The following is a 14609-nucleotide window of genomic DNA, read 5'->3' on the forward strand; positions in this document are numbered from 1 at the left end:
GTAAAATGTAATACCGATTCAGAACTAATGACGCAGCACAGGAAAAGAAATAAAAGTTTAGGTTTAGCTGAATTAATTGCTATTGCTTTGGGTGGTATGGTTGGTGGGGGTATATTCACTATACTTGGAATTTCTGTTTCTCTGATAGGAAACCTAACTCCCTTTGCTATAATAATTGGTGGTTTAATAGCATCTTTAGCCGCATACTCTTATGTGAAATTAGGATTGTATTACAAAGATGAAGGAGCCACATATTCATTTTTTAAAAGAACTTATCCAGGTTCAAATTTTTCTGCTTCTGCAATAGGCTGGTTTATTATATTCGGATATATAAGCACGTTAGCGCTTTATGCGTATACATTTTCTTCGTATGCCATAAGCAGTACCGATTTCGCAGATAACATTTGGATACGTAAAAGTATTGCAGTCGGTGTGATAGGCATTTTCACTTTCATAAATATTTGGAGTGTAAACGGCATGGGGAAACTTGAAGACCTAATGGTGTATACAAAACTGGTCGTTTTAACTATAATTTCGGTTGTGCTCATGTATCATGGAACCACAGACTTTGGTTCTTTTGTTGCGAACATGGCTTTAGATTTAGAAAATTCAAATTTTTTCTCGATACTCATTGTTGCTTCGCTAACCTTTGTTGCTTTTGAAGGCTTTCAACTGGTAATAAATGCTGTAAATGAAATGTCGAATCCAGAAAAAAATATTCCAAGAGCAATTTATAGTGCAATTACATTGGCAATATTGATTTATGTAGTGATATCGATGGGGGCTTTATTTGCAATACCAACAGAAGAGATTATAAAAAATAAAGAATTTGCCCTTGCGGCTGGTGCAGGAAATGTTTTAGGTAAACTTGGAACTAATCTGGTTATTTTTGGCGCCATTTTAGCTACGAGTAGCGCGATAAGCGGAACTGTCTTTGGATCATCGCGGCAAATGTCTGTAATTGCTAAAGATGGGTATTTTCCTCGAATACTTTCGATTAGAAAAAATAATAGTCCGCAAAATGCAATTATTGCCATGGCGCTAATTTCTAGTTTCTTAATCTTAATTGGTGGATTAGAATTAATTTTAGAGTTCGGGAGTGTTACTTTTTTATTGGTATCATTATTAATGGCGATAGCCAATTTTAAAATCAGAAAAAAAACAAACTCATCTACATTTTTAACCTTATTATCAATCATTGGATTAAGTATCGGTGGAATTTTAATTCTGTATTATGAACTAACTAATAATTGGGAACAAATGTTAGCAATAGTATCACTTTATATTTTACTTGCCATTGGTGCAAGGTGGTTTTCAAAAAACAAAAAAAATAAGGTACAGGATTAACTTGCATCAAATCGAAATCGCATTGAAACTAAAAAGTAGAATTCAAATTTCATCGCAGTAACAATAAAAAAATGTCTTCAGAAAAAAACAAACCGGTAAGGGCCCGATTACATGAACGCAACAAAAATCGAGAGCAATATAATTTAGAGGCATTACTAAAGTCCACTCCAGAATTAAAGGAGTATATAAAGCCCAATAAAAGAGGAGATGATTCTGTCGATTTTGCAAATCCGGTAGCAGTAAAACTTTTAAACAAGGCGATTTTAAATCACTATTACGGCATAAAGAACTGGGAATTTCCAGACGAAAATTTATGTCCACCGATACCTGGCAGAGCAGATTATATACACTATATAGCAGATATTTTAAGTGAAAGTAATTTTGGAAGGTTGCCTAAGGGTGAAAAAATCAATTGTCTTGATGTTGGTGTTGGGGCAAATTGCATTTACCCGATTATTGGGGTTACGGAATACGGCTGGAATTTTATTGGTTCAGATATTGATTCAAAATCTATTGCTGCCGCACAACAAATTGTAGAAAAGAATCCGTCACTTAAAAATAAAATCAGCCTTCGCTTACAGGCAAATTCTAGGGCTATTTTTAAGGGTGTTTTAACTGACCAAGAGCAAATAGATATAAGTATTTGTAATCCTCCTTTTCATTCTTCTATTGAGGATGCTCTAAAAGGAACGCGTCGGAAAATAAAAAATCTGACAGGAAAAAAAGTAAAAACCCCGGAGCTCAATTTTGCAGGAATTAGCAATGAATTAATTTATGATGGAGGAGAACAGCAGTTTATTCGAAACATGATTTATGAAAGCAAACACTTCGCTAAAAATATCTTTTGGTTTTCAACTATAGTTTCAAAAGAATCTAATCTTAAAGGAATTTACAAAACCTTAGAAAAGATTAGCGCCAAACAGGTAAAAACGATTGCTTTGGGCACCAGTAACAAATCGAGTCGCATAGTAGCCTGGACATTTCTTTCGAATGAAGAACAAAAACAGTGGCAAGCAACACGATGGAAATAAGTGAAAAAAATTAAAAATTGTAACAAATAGGTTTTTCGTTTGTCTTTAATCAAAACGACTATAAATGAAAATCGTAGCAGTACTATTAATAGTATTTTTAACCCTTATTTCTTGTCAGCAAACAAAGGAAGACAACTATAACATAGGGCAAAAATCTTTAACCTATATAGATGAAACCCGTAATCGACCATTACCTACAGAAATATGGTATCCAACTTTAGATACCATAACAAATACTTCTCTGGAAACAAAAAACAAACCACTTTTTAAAACCATAACAACGATTCCGAATGCGACTTTTTTAAATAAAAAATTTCCGCTTTTAATAATCTCTCATGGCACTGGTGGCAGCCGATTTTCATTAACCTGGTTTATCGAAAAAATGGTTAAAGAAGGTTATGTTGTAGTTTCACTCGACCACTATGGTAATTCTACTTTTAATAAAATACCACGAGAATTTGTAAAATGGTGGGAACGCGCAATTGATGTACAACATGTTTTGTCTCAAGTTTTAAAGGACCCAAAAATTGGAACACACATCGACACTACGCGCTTAGGAGGAGTTGGATTTTCATTAGGCGGATATACCAATATAGCATTGGCAGGTGGTTATGTAGATCGAACATTACAAGAAGCTAGTAATGAAGAAGGCAGCGTTTTACCCGCTGAATTTCCGGAAACCGACGAGGTTATCGATTTTGAAAATGACAGTCTTATTGTTGCTTCTTACAATCAGTATAAAGATTTGGTAAAAGATGAACGCCTAAAAGCATTTTTTGTAATGGCTCCAGCAATCGGATTCGGATTTCATTCTAAAGAACAGACAGCCAAAATTAAGAATCCTATATACATAGTTGCTGGTAAAGGAGATACAGTTGCACCTGTTAAAAGTAATGCTGAAAAATTTGATAGTTTGATTGACACGAGTACAATGCATTTATTTAATAAGCAGGTCGGTCATTATGTATTTTTAAACGAGGCAACCGAATTTGGAAAAGAAATAATGCCAGCAATCACCGTTGACCATGAAACTGTAAATCGAAAAAACATTCATGAAGAAACTATACAGCTAGCCATTAATTTTTTCAAAAAAACATTGTAAAGTAGAATGTAATAGCTTTGTATAGAAAGCTAAGCAAAAGTGAAGCCTTACTCCTGCACTACTTTTATTATTGAAACTATTATGAAACCAATTAGCCACTTTCTATTTGCTCTCTTTATTACATTTTCTAGCACTTCTCAAATAATAAAAAAACCTTTACCAGAAAAACTGGTCGTGCTCACTTTTGACGATGCCCCAGCTAGTCAATATTCAGTAGTTGCACCATTATTAAAAAAGTTTAATTTTGGAGCCACATTTTTTATTTGTGAATTTCCACCGAATTATAAAGACAGTACGCTTTATATGAATTGGCGACAAATAAAGGCATTGGACAAAATGGGTTTTGAGATTGCCAATCATACTCAAACGCATGCCAATGTTGTTAAATTATCCCCGAAAGAATTTCATAAAGAATTGGCTTATATTGAAAATAAATGCGACTCTTTAGGTATATCGAAACCTACGAATTTTGCCTATCCGGGGTACGGTCTAAATACTGAAGTATTGCCGTTTTTAGAGGAGCGCGATTACCAATTTGCACGAGCAGGAGGAAGTCGTGTTTATGACCTTCTAATAGATCACCCTTTTTTAATTCCAAGTTGGGCAACCAATGCCAATAACAAAACTGAAATATTAGAAGCGTTTAACAAAGCTGAAAATGGAAAAATTGTTGTGCTAACCTTACATGGCGTGCCTGATATTGAACACCCTTGGGTAGATACACCACCTGAATTGTTTCAGGAGTATTTGCAGTATCTAGCAGAAAATAATTTTACCGTTATTTCCCTACGGGAATTAAGCACCTACATCAATATTGAAAAAGCGAAAGAATTACTAAGTCCCGATTTAAATAAAGCGCTCAGCAATTAAGTATTGCCATGTCCTATTTAATACTAAAACATTATCGTGTAAAAACCTCTTGGTGCATTACGTTACCATCAACGTCTTTATGCTCAAATTTCAGCTTCGTTTTTTCTTCTTCATGGTAAACTTCGCCCGATAAATATCCTCCTTTTACTCTAAGAAAACGATGCAGCGGTTTTACATTTTCCTGTTCCCAACCACCGGCATGACTGTCGGACCCAGCACCGGTACAAAATTCCCATAAATTAGAATCTTTAACATGGCTTACATATTGCCAATGGCGATCACCATTACACATGTAAATGTTATCGTGTTTATTTATAAACTCTCTTATCATATTGCCTTCATGTTCAAAAGCTTTATTGGAGTGGTTATCATTTTTCCCTTTTGGTCTATCGGGCCCAATAATTGGCGAGGCGGAAATAATCACTTTAAAAGTAGCATCAGATGCATCAATGGTTTTAAACAACCATTCTCTTTGTGTTTCCCCAAGAATAACTTTATCTGGTCCGTCTGGATCTGTATTCTTACTTCGATAATTTCTACCTTCTAAAACCCAAATCTGCAAATCTTTTCCCCAACGAATAGTTTTATAAGTTTTATCGTTAGATGGAAACTGTTCGTTATCAAAAATTTCAAGTCCACGCTCAAAAGAGACCGTACCATAAGTAGTACCCGGAAAGGCATCATCTTTTAAGGTATCATGATCATCTTTCATAAAATAAGAAGTGGTATTGCTATAAAAATTCCGTTGAAAAGGAAGCGCAAAAATACGATCCCATTTAAAGCGTATTAATTTTTCTGTAAATGCATAGGGGTTTTTCTTATCGTAATATTCTATATCTCCAGTATGAATAAAAAAGTCGGGGTTATCCTTTTCTAGCGCTTTATAAATGCGATGTCCTTTCTCGTTATCCCTTCTATTATAATCGTGACAACTAACAATCCCGAAAGAAATCTTTTGCTGCACATCGTTACTTGGAGGTGTATTAAAAGTTCCGGTTATGGTATTTGTGCTACTATGTTTAGCTGATTTTCTAGCATTAATTACAACGGTATATTCCGTATTGGGTTGCAAGTCTGTTAAGCGCCATTGTTTAGTGAAGTTCTTAGTAGCATCTACTTCCAGCCAATCTACTGTGATTTTAGCGGCTTTATTAGCTGCAGGGTAATACGTAAGTTGCACTTCACCAGCACTACCCGGGCAAGCCCCATCCATATCTTTTAGTGATAAATTTTTAGGAATCTGAACACTTTCTAAGAACGCCCCATCTTTTAGTTTCGAATATTTCTTATGGTCTTCATTCGTAATTTCTGTGAACATTTTACCATTTGAATTCAGTTCTGGATTTGCGGTTAAACGCGTCCATAATACAATCGAATTCTGATCCGCCCAACCATTGTGAATTCCGTTACCAAAAAAAGGTGCTGATTCAGTATTTACAAAACTTGGTAAAATAATAGCGGCGGTTGAAGCTGCGGTTGTATTCTTAATAAACTTTCTTCTTTTCATACTATTAACTGAACTAAAATTAAGGTTGACTGTTTGTCACATCAATTTAATAAATATAAAAGACAATAGCTGAAGATTACGACTACCATTATTCAAAATATAAAAAAACCACAAATCATATTTTTTACAATAAAAAATTACCCTTTAAAAAGACAATCTGAATAAACAAATTGAAGGGAATAGTTTAAATTTAACCTCATACTTTTATCGTAATGGTTTTAAGAATATCTACTAAACTTCGATAATCGTGTCTACAAGAATTTTACAATGAGCGGCGGTTTTAATGACGACATTCCTGTTTACAATAAAATATCAACCTATAATGATATAAAGGTTGAACCGTTTGATGTGAACAAAAGGTACACCAAGCCTCATAAGCACAATAAATATCTTGAGTTAGCATATTTTACCAAAGGCAGTGGATTTCATTATTTGGATGAAGAAGCTTTAGAAGTTACACCCCCGGTACTTTTCTTAATTCATAAAAACCAAGTACACCATTGGCATATTGATAAAATTCCGGAAGGCTATGTAATTATTATTAAAGCATCTTTTTTAGACACTATTTTAGACCAATCGATTCATATGCAATTGATAGAATTAAAGTCGCTACAAAAGGTAGTAATGCCGAAAAATGATGAAGTACTTAACATTTTATTTAGGGCCTTACATATAGAGATGAAAGCCAATACCATAAACCAAGAAGTTATTGAGAGTTGTTTGAAAGCGCTACTATCAAAAATTATCGCAGTATCTAATATCACCAAAGATCAAAACAATTCTTTAGAACATAATTTTATGGAATTATTGTCTGAAGACCTCAACAATAATGTGGATTATTATGCTGGCAAACTAAACACCTCTTCGCAAAATTTAAATGCCGTATGCCAGAAAGTCTTTGATAAATCTGCTTCAACCGTAATTAACGAACAGTTAGTAAAAGAGATAAAGCGCCAGTTATTATATACTTCAAAGAATATAAGCAATATCGCTTATGACTTAAATTTTAAAGACAATTCTAATTTCACCAAGTTCTTTAAACGCCATACCAAGGTAACACCATTACAATTTAGAAAAGTAGTTAAATAACAAGGAATACCATTTAATTGTAGAATACACCATTATACTTTGTATGCTACTTATAACTTGCACATCTATTAAACTACCAAACCGATTATGGCAAAATATCATCAATTGCTAGTACTTCTTGTTTTCGCTATGTCTGCAACTACAGGTTTTTCACAAATGCAAGGAAAAATTATAGACGAGCAAGGTCTTCCGTTAGAATATGCAACAGCTGCTTTATTTAATGAAAAAGACAGCACCCTAATTACAGGAGTTATCACCGATTTAAATGGTGTATTTCTTATTGAAGATTTAAAAAGCGGCAGCTATTATTTGGAGGCATCTTTTATTGGATATGATATAAAGACGCTAAACAACATTAGCTATACAGCAAAAACAATTAAAAACTTAGAACCCATACAACTAACACTTGGCAATCAATTAAACGAGGTAATTGTAAAAGGCGAACGTGCAACTGTAATTAATAAAATTGACCGTCAGGTATTTGATGCCCAAAAGTTTAAAAATGCCCAAGGTGGTACTGGTGTAGATGTAATTCGAAATTTACCATCGGTTAGTATCGATGCGCAAGGTGAAATAAGTGTACGCGGTAGTTCTGGGTTTATGGTTTTATTGAATGGCAAACCTACACAAGGAAATACTAGTGCATTAATGGCGCAACTGCCAGCCAATGCTATTCAACGTGTTGAAGTTATTACTGCACCCTCTGCAAAATACGATCCCGAAGGCAAAGCAGGCATTATAAATATAATCACTAAAAAGGGCGCAACCGATGGCGCTTATGGACAGCTGAATATTAAGGGCGGACTACCGTCTATAGAAACCTATGATAACGATAAATACCACCAGCGTTATGGCATAGATGCCACCTACAATATTAGAAATGAAAAGTGGAATATCTCTTTAGGAGCCAATTACCAAAGAAACGATTTAGGCGGACGAAGAGAAGGCGATGTTTATACGATTATTAATGATACGCTAACGCAGTTTCCATCTACAGGAGAACGCAGTTTTGATGAAGTAAATTACAACGGAAGGCTTACGGTAGATTTCACTCCAGATACCACCAATACCTTTTCGTTAGGTTTTTTTGCAGGTAAGCGCAGTAAGGATCGTTTGGCCGATATTGTTTATTATAATAACAATGCACGAACGCCTGCCGATAATGCAAATAGCTTTCGCACTTTTCAATATTACAATCACAATTTAAGAATACGAAAAAGTGATTTTGCTTTGGGTAGTTTTGATTACGAACATATCTTTAAAAACGATGCACGTCTATCCACTTCTTTCTTATATGAATATACCCTCTTGGGTGGCCCTACTGTGAGTGAAAATTTAGGAGAACCGGATCGTTCAATTTTATATCAAGATGAATACAACACCAATGACAACCCCTTAAACGGAGTTCGTTTACAAGCCGACTATCGTTTTAAGTCGTTTAGCTTTGGAACGCTAGAAATTGGTTATCAGTTTCGCAATTTAAACCATACTGGCGATTTTGTTTATGAAAGAAGAACCGACTACGCTGCACCCTTCCAACTCGTACCAGAATTTTCTAGTGAGGTAGATTTAAAAAGGACTATAAATTCTGCGTACACCCAATTTTCTGGAAAAAGCAACAAATGGAATTACGCTGCTGGTGCTCGTATTGAAGGTATGAATAGAACATTAGAGTTGCGCGACAAGGCCAATACAGTAGACACTACATATACCTACAACTTTACCAAAATATATCCGTCGGCATCGTTACAACATGCCGTAAGTGAAAAGGCAAATATAAAAGCTTCGTATAGTAAAAGGGTTGAGCGAACACCAACCTTTAAAATGAATCCATTTCCGGAACGAGAACATTCAGAAACTTTAGAACAGGGTGATCCAACATTAAAACCAGAATTTATTGATCTCATAGAATTAGGAATTACTCAGAAACTAAAAGGTGGTAATTCTATTTTTGCCACCGCTTATTTTAGAAATGTAAAAAATGTGGTAAACCGGGTCAATACTATTTATAACGACACCATTTTAAACAGAATATATTCGAATGTAGGTACGGCAAAAGCAATCGGAATAGAAGTTGGCGCGCAATTAAAAGCTACGCAAAATTGGTCTAATTTTTTAGGAGTCAATATTTACAATTATAATATTAATGGTTCTTTTGATAGTCAACCAATTAATACGGAGGCAACTGTCTATTCTATAAATTTAAATTCTACCTATAACTTTTGGGAAAACGCATCGCTACAATTTACTTTTAATTATTTGTCTGAGAGAATAACGGCCCAGGGTGAAGATTCCCGTTTTTATGCTCCGAATTTAACTTTTCAGAAATCGTTTTTAGATGATAGGCTAACAGCAACCTTGCAATGGCAAAATATAGATATGGGCTTGTTAGATACTAACGAACAGCGCATAACCACTTATCGACCAAATGAATTTTATACGACTACCAATTATGTGTACGAAGTAGATATGATATTGCTTAATGTTGCTTACACTTTTAAGAACGGTAAAAACAAAGCGAAGTTTATCGATAGTGAATTTGGTAAACGTGAGTTCTAAAGTAATTTTTTTTAGGTGTAGTTTCGCTATAGATAGATTATAAATTATCGAGCGGACTAGCAATCTTGGCCAGACTACGTGGAGTAACTTTTGTATAAATCTGCTTGGTTTTTATTGAATTATGCCCTAGTAATTCTTGTATAAAACGCATATCGGCCCCAGCTTCTAAAAAACAATACTGGCCAATGCTTGGATCAAAAACCTGTTCTTTTATTTTTTAACTTTAAGGAGTTAAAAAACACCATACAACATGGGCTAAATGCAATAAAGGCTAAGGCCATGACTGCAATTAGCCGTTATCGTCGTTGGTAACAATTGGAATAAAGCCTGTAACATAATAGAAAACTAACAGACTTATTCATCAATCAATCAAAAAATCATAAAATGAATTCATCTATTAAAGCACTAATTTTCGCTTTCATAACCTTTTTAACATTAAATTCTTTTTCTCAAAGCACAAATGAAGAATTATTCAATAGAATTGACACTTATTTGGAGGCAAGCGTAACAAATGGCTTTTCTGGAGTTGTTTTAGTTTCTAAAAAGGGAGAAATTATTTTATCCAAAGGATATGGATGGGCAGATAGGGAAAATAAAATACCCAACTCACCATCAACAGTTTTTAATATTGGTTCTGTAACTAAACAGTTTACAGCATCAGCTATTTTAAAACTTGTAGAACAAGTGAAAATCAAAACATCAGATAAAATAAGTTCATATTTTATTCAGACACCTATTGATAAAAGGGATATAACTATTCATCAATTACTAACTCATACATCAGGAATTGCTAATAGAACTGGTGGTTTTCGATATGATGAAGCAAGTAAAAAACAGTTTCTAAAAGAATTCTTTGAATCAGAATTACAATCTAAACCAGGCGCAAAGTACCAATATGCAAATGCCAACTACATCATGTTAACGGTTATATTGGAGTCCGTTTCAGGGCAAACGTTTAGTTCTTTTCTAAATGACTATTTGTTTGAACCTTCTCAAATGAAAAGCACAGGATATAAAAGCATCAACTTTAGTACAGAACGACTAGCACATGGCTACTACTATAACAGAAATGATGAGCAATGGGAAGATTGGGGAACAACCCAACAGCACCTTCCTTTCAATGACAAACATTGGTATAGTATAGGTAAGGGAGACATTCATTCTACCATTGAAGATTTATATAAATGGGATTTAGCTTTAAAAAACAACGTTGTTTTAACATCAAAATCTAAAGAAATCCAAGAAACACCGTATGTAGCCGAAAATGATAAAATGACTTCTTACTATGGTTATGGTTGGGCAATATCTCAAAGTAATAGAGACACCAAAATCGTTGCTCATAATGGTAGTAATGGATTGTATTTTGCAGATTTTGTTAGATTTATAGATGATGATGTAGTTCTTATATACATAACAAATGCGTTTTTAGGTAGTGAATCAGAAAACGTTGCTCGAGAAATAGGCAAAATGATTTTTGATTCCAATTATACTGCAACACCAATTTCAAAGAACATTTATGAATTAATTCATGACTTTATGAAAACGAATCCATCAGTAAATGCAGAAAAATTACCGGCTTATTTAAAAATAAATCTTAATTACAATTTTAGTAATCATGCAATTCTTAATCAACTAGGATATAGCAGATTGAAAAAAGAAGACAAACCTGATTGGGCGTTAGAACTATTTAAACTTAATGTGAAGTTATTCCCTGAAGATGGCAATCTATGGGATTCACTTGGTGAAGCTTACTTAAAATATGATAAAAAAGAAGAAGCTATAAAGAGTTACACAAAAGCAGTGGAATTAGGTAGTGAAGGCTCAAAGAAAACATTGAATGAATTGTTAAAAAAAGACTAGAGTAAAAAACTGTTGCCAACAATGGCTCCTATGAAAAGCCCTAGTCCAATTCTCTAAAGTTCATCTATACATGCCTAGCCGGCAGGCGGGCGCAAAATCCACAAGTTACGCCCCGTAAAAAAAACGGGGCTACTTGATAAACGATGAAATCGGGATCCATATTCATAATTAGTACCATTCCCGTTACATCGTTGATGGATTTTACTATATTTCCATAAAAAAACGACCAACTGCCCATAGCGCTACGTTATGTGCAAGCGGAAAGAAACATCGAGATTAAATGAATGAACAGTTTATAGAAGAAAAAACATTTAAAAAAAAGGACTTTTCGGAAAATGGACTTGAAAAAGGCGAATATGAATTATGTACTTTTTTAAATTGTAATTTCTCGAATTCTGATTTGTCGAAAATTAGGTTTATAGACTGCGAATTTTATGACTGTAATTTAAGTTCAGCTCATATTTTACAAACAGGATTTCAAAATGTACTTTTTAAAGATTGTAAAATGTTAGGTTTACAATTCGATAAATGTAACGACTTTGGATTTTTAATAAAAGTTGACAAATGCCAATTAAATCATTCGTCATTTTTTAAACGGAAACTTTCAAAATTTTCATTTCAGAAAACCAAACTTCAAGAAGTTGATTTTACGGAGTGTGATTTGAGTTTATCCGTTTTTGATGATTGTGACTTACAAAATGCAATATTCAAAAACACAAACTTGCAAAATACTGATTTTAGAAGTTCTTACAACTTTTCAATTGACCCAGAAAATAATCAAATTAAAGGAGCTAAATTTACTTTAGAAACGGTAGTTGGACTTTTAACAAAATATAATATCAAAATAGAACCTGGCTTTTAGATTACAATCGAGAATAGTGCTAATTACTGAAAATATAGAAACGGACAATTTGAACTCTGATAAAGTAATGCCAGCACATAATAACGTATAAAATTAATTGCTAGTACGAGCCTACTTACGAATCCCGAAGCCTCGGGACTCGCAGATTTTCTATTCGGTTTGTATTTGCTAAATTAGTTGCTTAAAACCCGCAACTATTCTTATACGTAAACGATGATGTAGCATTATTCATATCATTTTTATTGTTTTTAAAAGTATTCATGTGTTCGCTGCGCTTTGAACGCCTGCGTCGACCAAAATTCCTTCATCTCGTTTTGCCAGCGCTCCTACTCGCACACTGCTTTGCAGCTGTCATATCTTACATTATGTTGGCATTTATCATAAGCAACCATTTATATTTAAATGCATCTAATAAATAATACTCCTGAAAATGAATAATCTCTGTTCTTTAATGTTGCTTTTATTTTTATTAACCTCCTGTGATAAAGTGGCGGATAAACCAATACCTCCAAATGCAAATTTGATAGAAGGACAATGGAAACTAAACGAGGCATTTATAAGTGCGGGTGGACCCCAATATTGGATCGATATAGAAAATGGAGAAGAAATTGAATTTTATAGTAATGGAACTTTTTCTTCGAATAGGTTTACTGAATGTACAACTGGAACATTTTCACTCGAAGAAAATAAATTATCTCTTGAGTATGATTGTGATGGATTTGAAACTCAATCGGAAAATAATGATGGCTTTATCACATATGATTTAGAATTGTTCTCAAATCATTTTATCCTTACCCCAACTAGCGGACCGATTTGTATTGAAGGTTGCAGCTATAAATATCAGAGCGAAAATAACTAATGCCATCAATGGCTATACTTAATACGGGCTAAGGATTTAAAGTAAAGTTCTGTTTATATTTATAATGTCGCTAAATCTTTGGCCCCGAAGCGTCGGGTTTGCTAAGAACAAAAAATAAAACAAAACCCGCCCGTACCGAAAAGGTACGTTCGGGCGGGCAATAAGCTTTTGCTTAGCCTATAGCTCGAAATCCGCTGGATTTCTGCGCCGTACTAATCATAACCTGAACGATTAGCAGCAATAAAACCATATGAGAGTAATTTTAGTATTATTTATTTTAAGTCTTTTTTCTTGTAAAACTGAAAACAAAGAAAGGGCTAATAACCATTCCGATTATGCTGATCTTCAAGTAAAATTAGATTCTTTATATGGTGCTCACTATAATAAAAATAGTCCTGGAGCTGCATTACTAGTTTTATACGACAATAAGAAAATAGTTAATAAAGGTTATGGCTTGCGTAATCTTGAAACAAAAAAGCCAATAACCCCTTCTACTAATTTAAGATCAGGATCTATGGCCAAACAATTTACTTGTCTTGGTTTATTAAAACTAATGGAAGAAGGCAAGCTTTCATTAACTGATACAATTTATAAATACTATCCATATCCAATCTTTAAGAATGTAACAATCAAACATTTCATTTCGCATACTTCTGGCATTGAAGATGCCGATTGGATAATAGAAAATAGTACAAAAAACTCAAGTGAATACACACGCAATGAAGATATAATAGAATGGTATGCTAACAATAATATAATACGTTTCCCGCCCGGAACTGCATTTGAATATAATAATGGAACTTACACCACACTGGCCCAAATTATTGAAAAGGTGAGCGGAATGAGGTATGAGGATTATATTAAAAAGTATGTTTTTGATAAGGCTGGAATGAGTCGAACTCAATTTATTGATGATGCAGATTCATCAAAAATTCCTGAATATGCGTATCGTTATGAGAGAGACAGCCTAAACCTATGGCAATCAGTTGAGGGCCATCCAATGGATGAAGTAGTAGGAGCCGGAGGAATTTATTTTAGCCTTAACGACTATCAAAATTTCATTAAGGCTTTACGAAGTAAATCGATTTTAAAACATGAATCACATGATATCATTTTTGAGCCCCTGTCAATGGATATTGAATTATGTTCAGAGGATTTAGAGTTGTTAAAGAATAAACCATCTTTTTATTCTATGGGTTGGGAAGTCACAGATTCTCTTGCTATGCATGGCGGCATTTGGAATGGCACAAATACTTTTGTGATTTATGAGCGAAAGCGCCCATTAACAATAGTAATGCTTGCGAACAACAATGATTTTTTTAAAAATAGATTAGCGGATAAAACCTATTCAATTGTAAACGATTATTTTAATACAGCTGCTAACAATGTGTTCTATGAAAAGCCCTAGTCCAATTCTCTAAACTTGATTTATACATGCCTATCCGGCAGGCGGGTACGTTCCCGAAGCTTCGGGACGGTTGTCGATTTTTTATTCTCAATACCGCAAAATCCACAAGTCACGC

The 14609-nt window shown here is 34.1% G+C and carries 12 protein-coding genes; 10 read left to right on the forward strand and 2 right to left on the reverse strand.

Annotated features, from left to right (window positions below; all coding sequences use genetic code 11):
- The first annotated feature begins 27 nt into the window (after positions 1-27).
- The 4 genes from UH7x_RS03870 to UH7x_RS03885 all read left to right on the forward strand — a co-directional run bounded on the left by UH7x_RS03870 (position 28) and on the right by UH7x_RS03885 (position 4350).
- Positions 28-1347 carry an APC family permease gene (locus UH7x_RS03870; RefSeq protein ID WP_482362408.1) on the forward strand — a complete coding sequence of 440 codons (1320 nt, stop codon included), beginning with the start codon at positions 28-30 and terminating at the stop codon, positions 1345-1347.
- A 71-nt stretch (positions 1348-1418) separates the two neighbouring features.
- Positions 1419-2378, forward strand: coding sequence for a 23S rRNA (adenine(1618)-N(6))-methyltransferase RlmF (rlmF, locus tag UH7x_RS03875; protein ID WP_482362409.1), 960 nt, complete (start codon positions 1419-1421; stop codon positions 2376-2378).
- Positions 2379-2442: 64 nt separating this feature from the next.
- Positions 2443-3480 carry an alpha/beta hydrolase family protein gene (locus UH7x_RS03880; RefSeq protein ID WP_482362410.1) on the forward strand — a complete coding sequence of 346 codons (1038 nt, stop codon included), beginning with the start codon at positions 2443-2445 and terminating at the stop codon, positions 3478-3480.
- A gap of 81 nt (positions 3481-3561) precedes the next feature.
- Positions 3562-4350, forward strand: coding sequence for a polysaccharide deacetylase family protein (locus UH7x_RS03885; protein ID WP_482362411.1), 789 nt, complete (start codon positions 3562-3564; stop codon positions 4348-4350).
- Positions 4351-4381: 31 nt separating this feature from the next.
- Here the strand turns inward: UH7x_RS03885 and UH7x_RS03890 are convergent, their stop codons facing one another.
- On the reverse strand, positions 4382-5857 hold the full coding sequence (locus UH7x_RS03890) for an alkaline phosphatase D family protein (protein ID WP_482362412.1): 1476 nt from the start codon (positions 5855-5857) through the stop codon (positions 4382-4384).
- 267 nt (positions 5858-6124) lie between these two features.
- Between UH7x_RS03890 and UH7x_RS03895 the strand changes: the two genes are divergently transcribed.
- Both UH7x_RS03895 and UH7x_RS03900 read left to right on the forward strand, forming a co-directional pair.
- Positions 6125-6946, forward strand: coding sequence for a helix-turn-helix domain-containing protein (locus tag UH7x_RS03895; protein WP_482362413.1), 822 nt, complete (start codon positions 6125-6127; stop codon positions 6944-6946).
- Positions 6947-7033: 87 nt separating this feature from the next.
- Positions 7034-9505, forward strand: coding sequence for a TonB-dependent receptor domain-containing protein (locus tag UH7x_RS03900; protein WP_482362414.1), 2472 nt, complete (start codon positions 7034-7036; stop codon positions 9503-9505).
- A 37-nt stretch (positions 9506-9542) separates the two neighbouring features.
- Here UH7x_RS03900 and UH7x_RS03905 read toward each other — a convergent pair whose 3' ends face one another.
- On the reverse strand, positions 9543-9719 hold the full coding sequence (locus UH7x_RS03905) for a tyrosine-type recombinase/integrase (RefSeq protein WP_482363573.1): 177 nt from the start codon (positions 9717-9719) through the stop codon (positions 9543-9545).
- A gap of 170 nt (positions 9720-9889) precedes the next feature.
- Between UH7x_RS03905 and UH7x_RS03910 the strand changes: the two genes are divergently transcribed.
- The 4 genes from UH7x_RS03910 (at position 9890) to UH7x_RS03925 (ending at position 14494) form a co-directional block, all read left to right on the forward strand.
- A complete protein-coding gene (locus tag UH7x_RS03910; RefSeq protein WP_482362415.1) occupies positions 9890-11365 on the forward strand; it encodes a serine hydrolase in 1476 nt (491 codons plus the stop codon).
- Positions 11366-11645: 280 nt separating this feature from the next.
- A complete protein-coding gene (locus UH7x_RS03915) occupies positions 11646-12227 on the forward strand; it encodes a pentapeptide repeat-containing protein (RefSeq protein WP_211061338.1) in 582 nt (193 codons plus the stop codon).
- A 430-nt stretch (positions 12228-12657) separates the two neighbouring features.
- Positions 12658-13086 (forward strand): lipocalin family protein, encoded by a 429-nt coding sequence (locus tag UH7x_RS03920; RefSeq protein WP_482362416.1) that lies wholly within the window; start codon positions 12658-12660, stop codon positions 13084-13086.
- 250 nt (positions 13087-13336) lie between these two features.
- Positions 13337-14494 carry a serine hydrolase domain-containing protein gene (locus UH7x_RS03925; protein ID WP_482362417.1) on the forward strand — a complete coding sequence of 386 codons (1158 nt, stop codon included), beginning with the start codon at positions 13337-13339 and terminating at the stop codon, positions 14492-14494.
- The last annotated feature ends 115 nt before the right edge of the window (positions 14495-14609 follow it).

This window comes from Aurantibacter sp. UH7, from assembly GCF_056839165.1.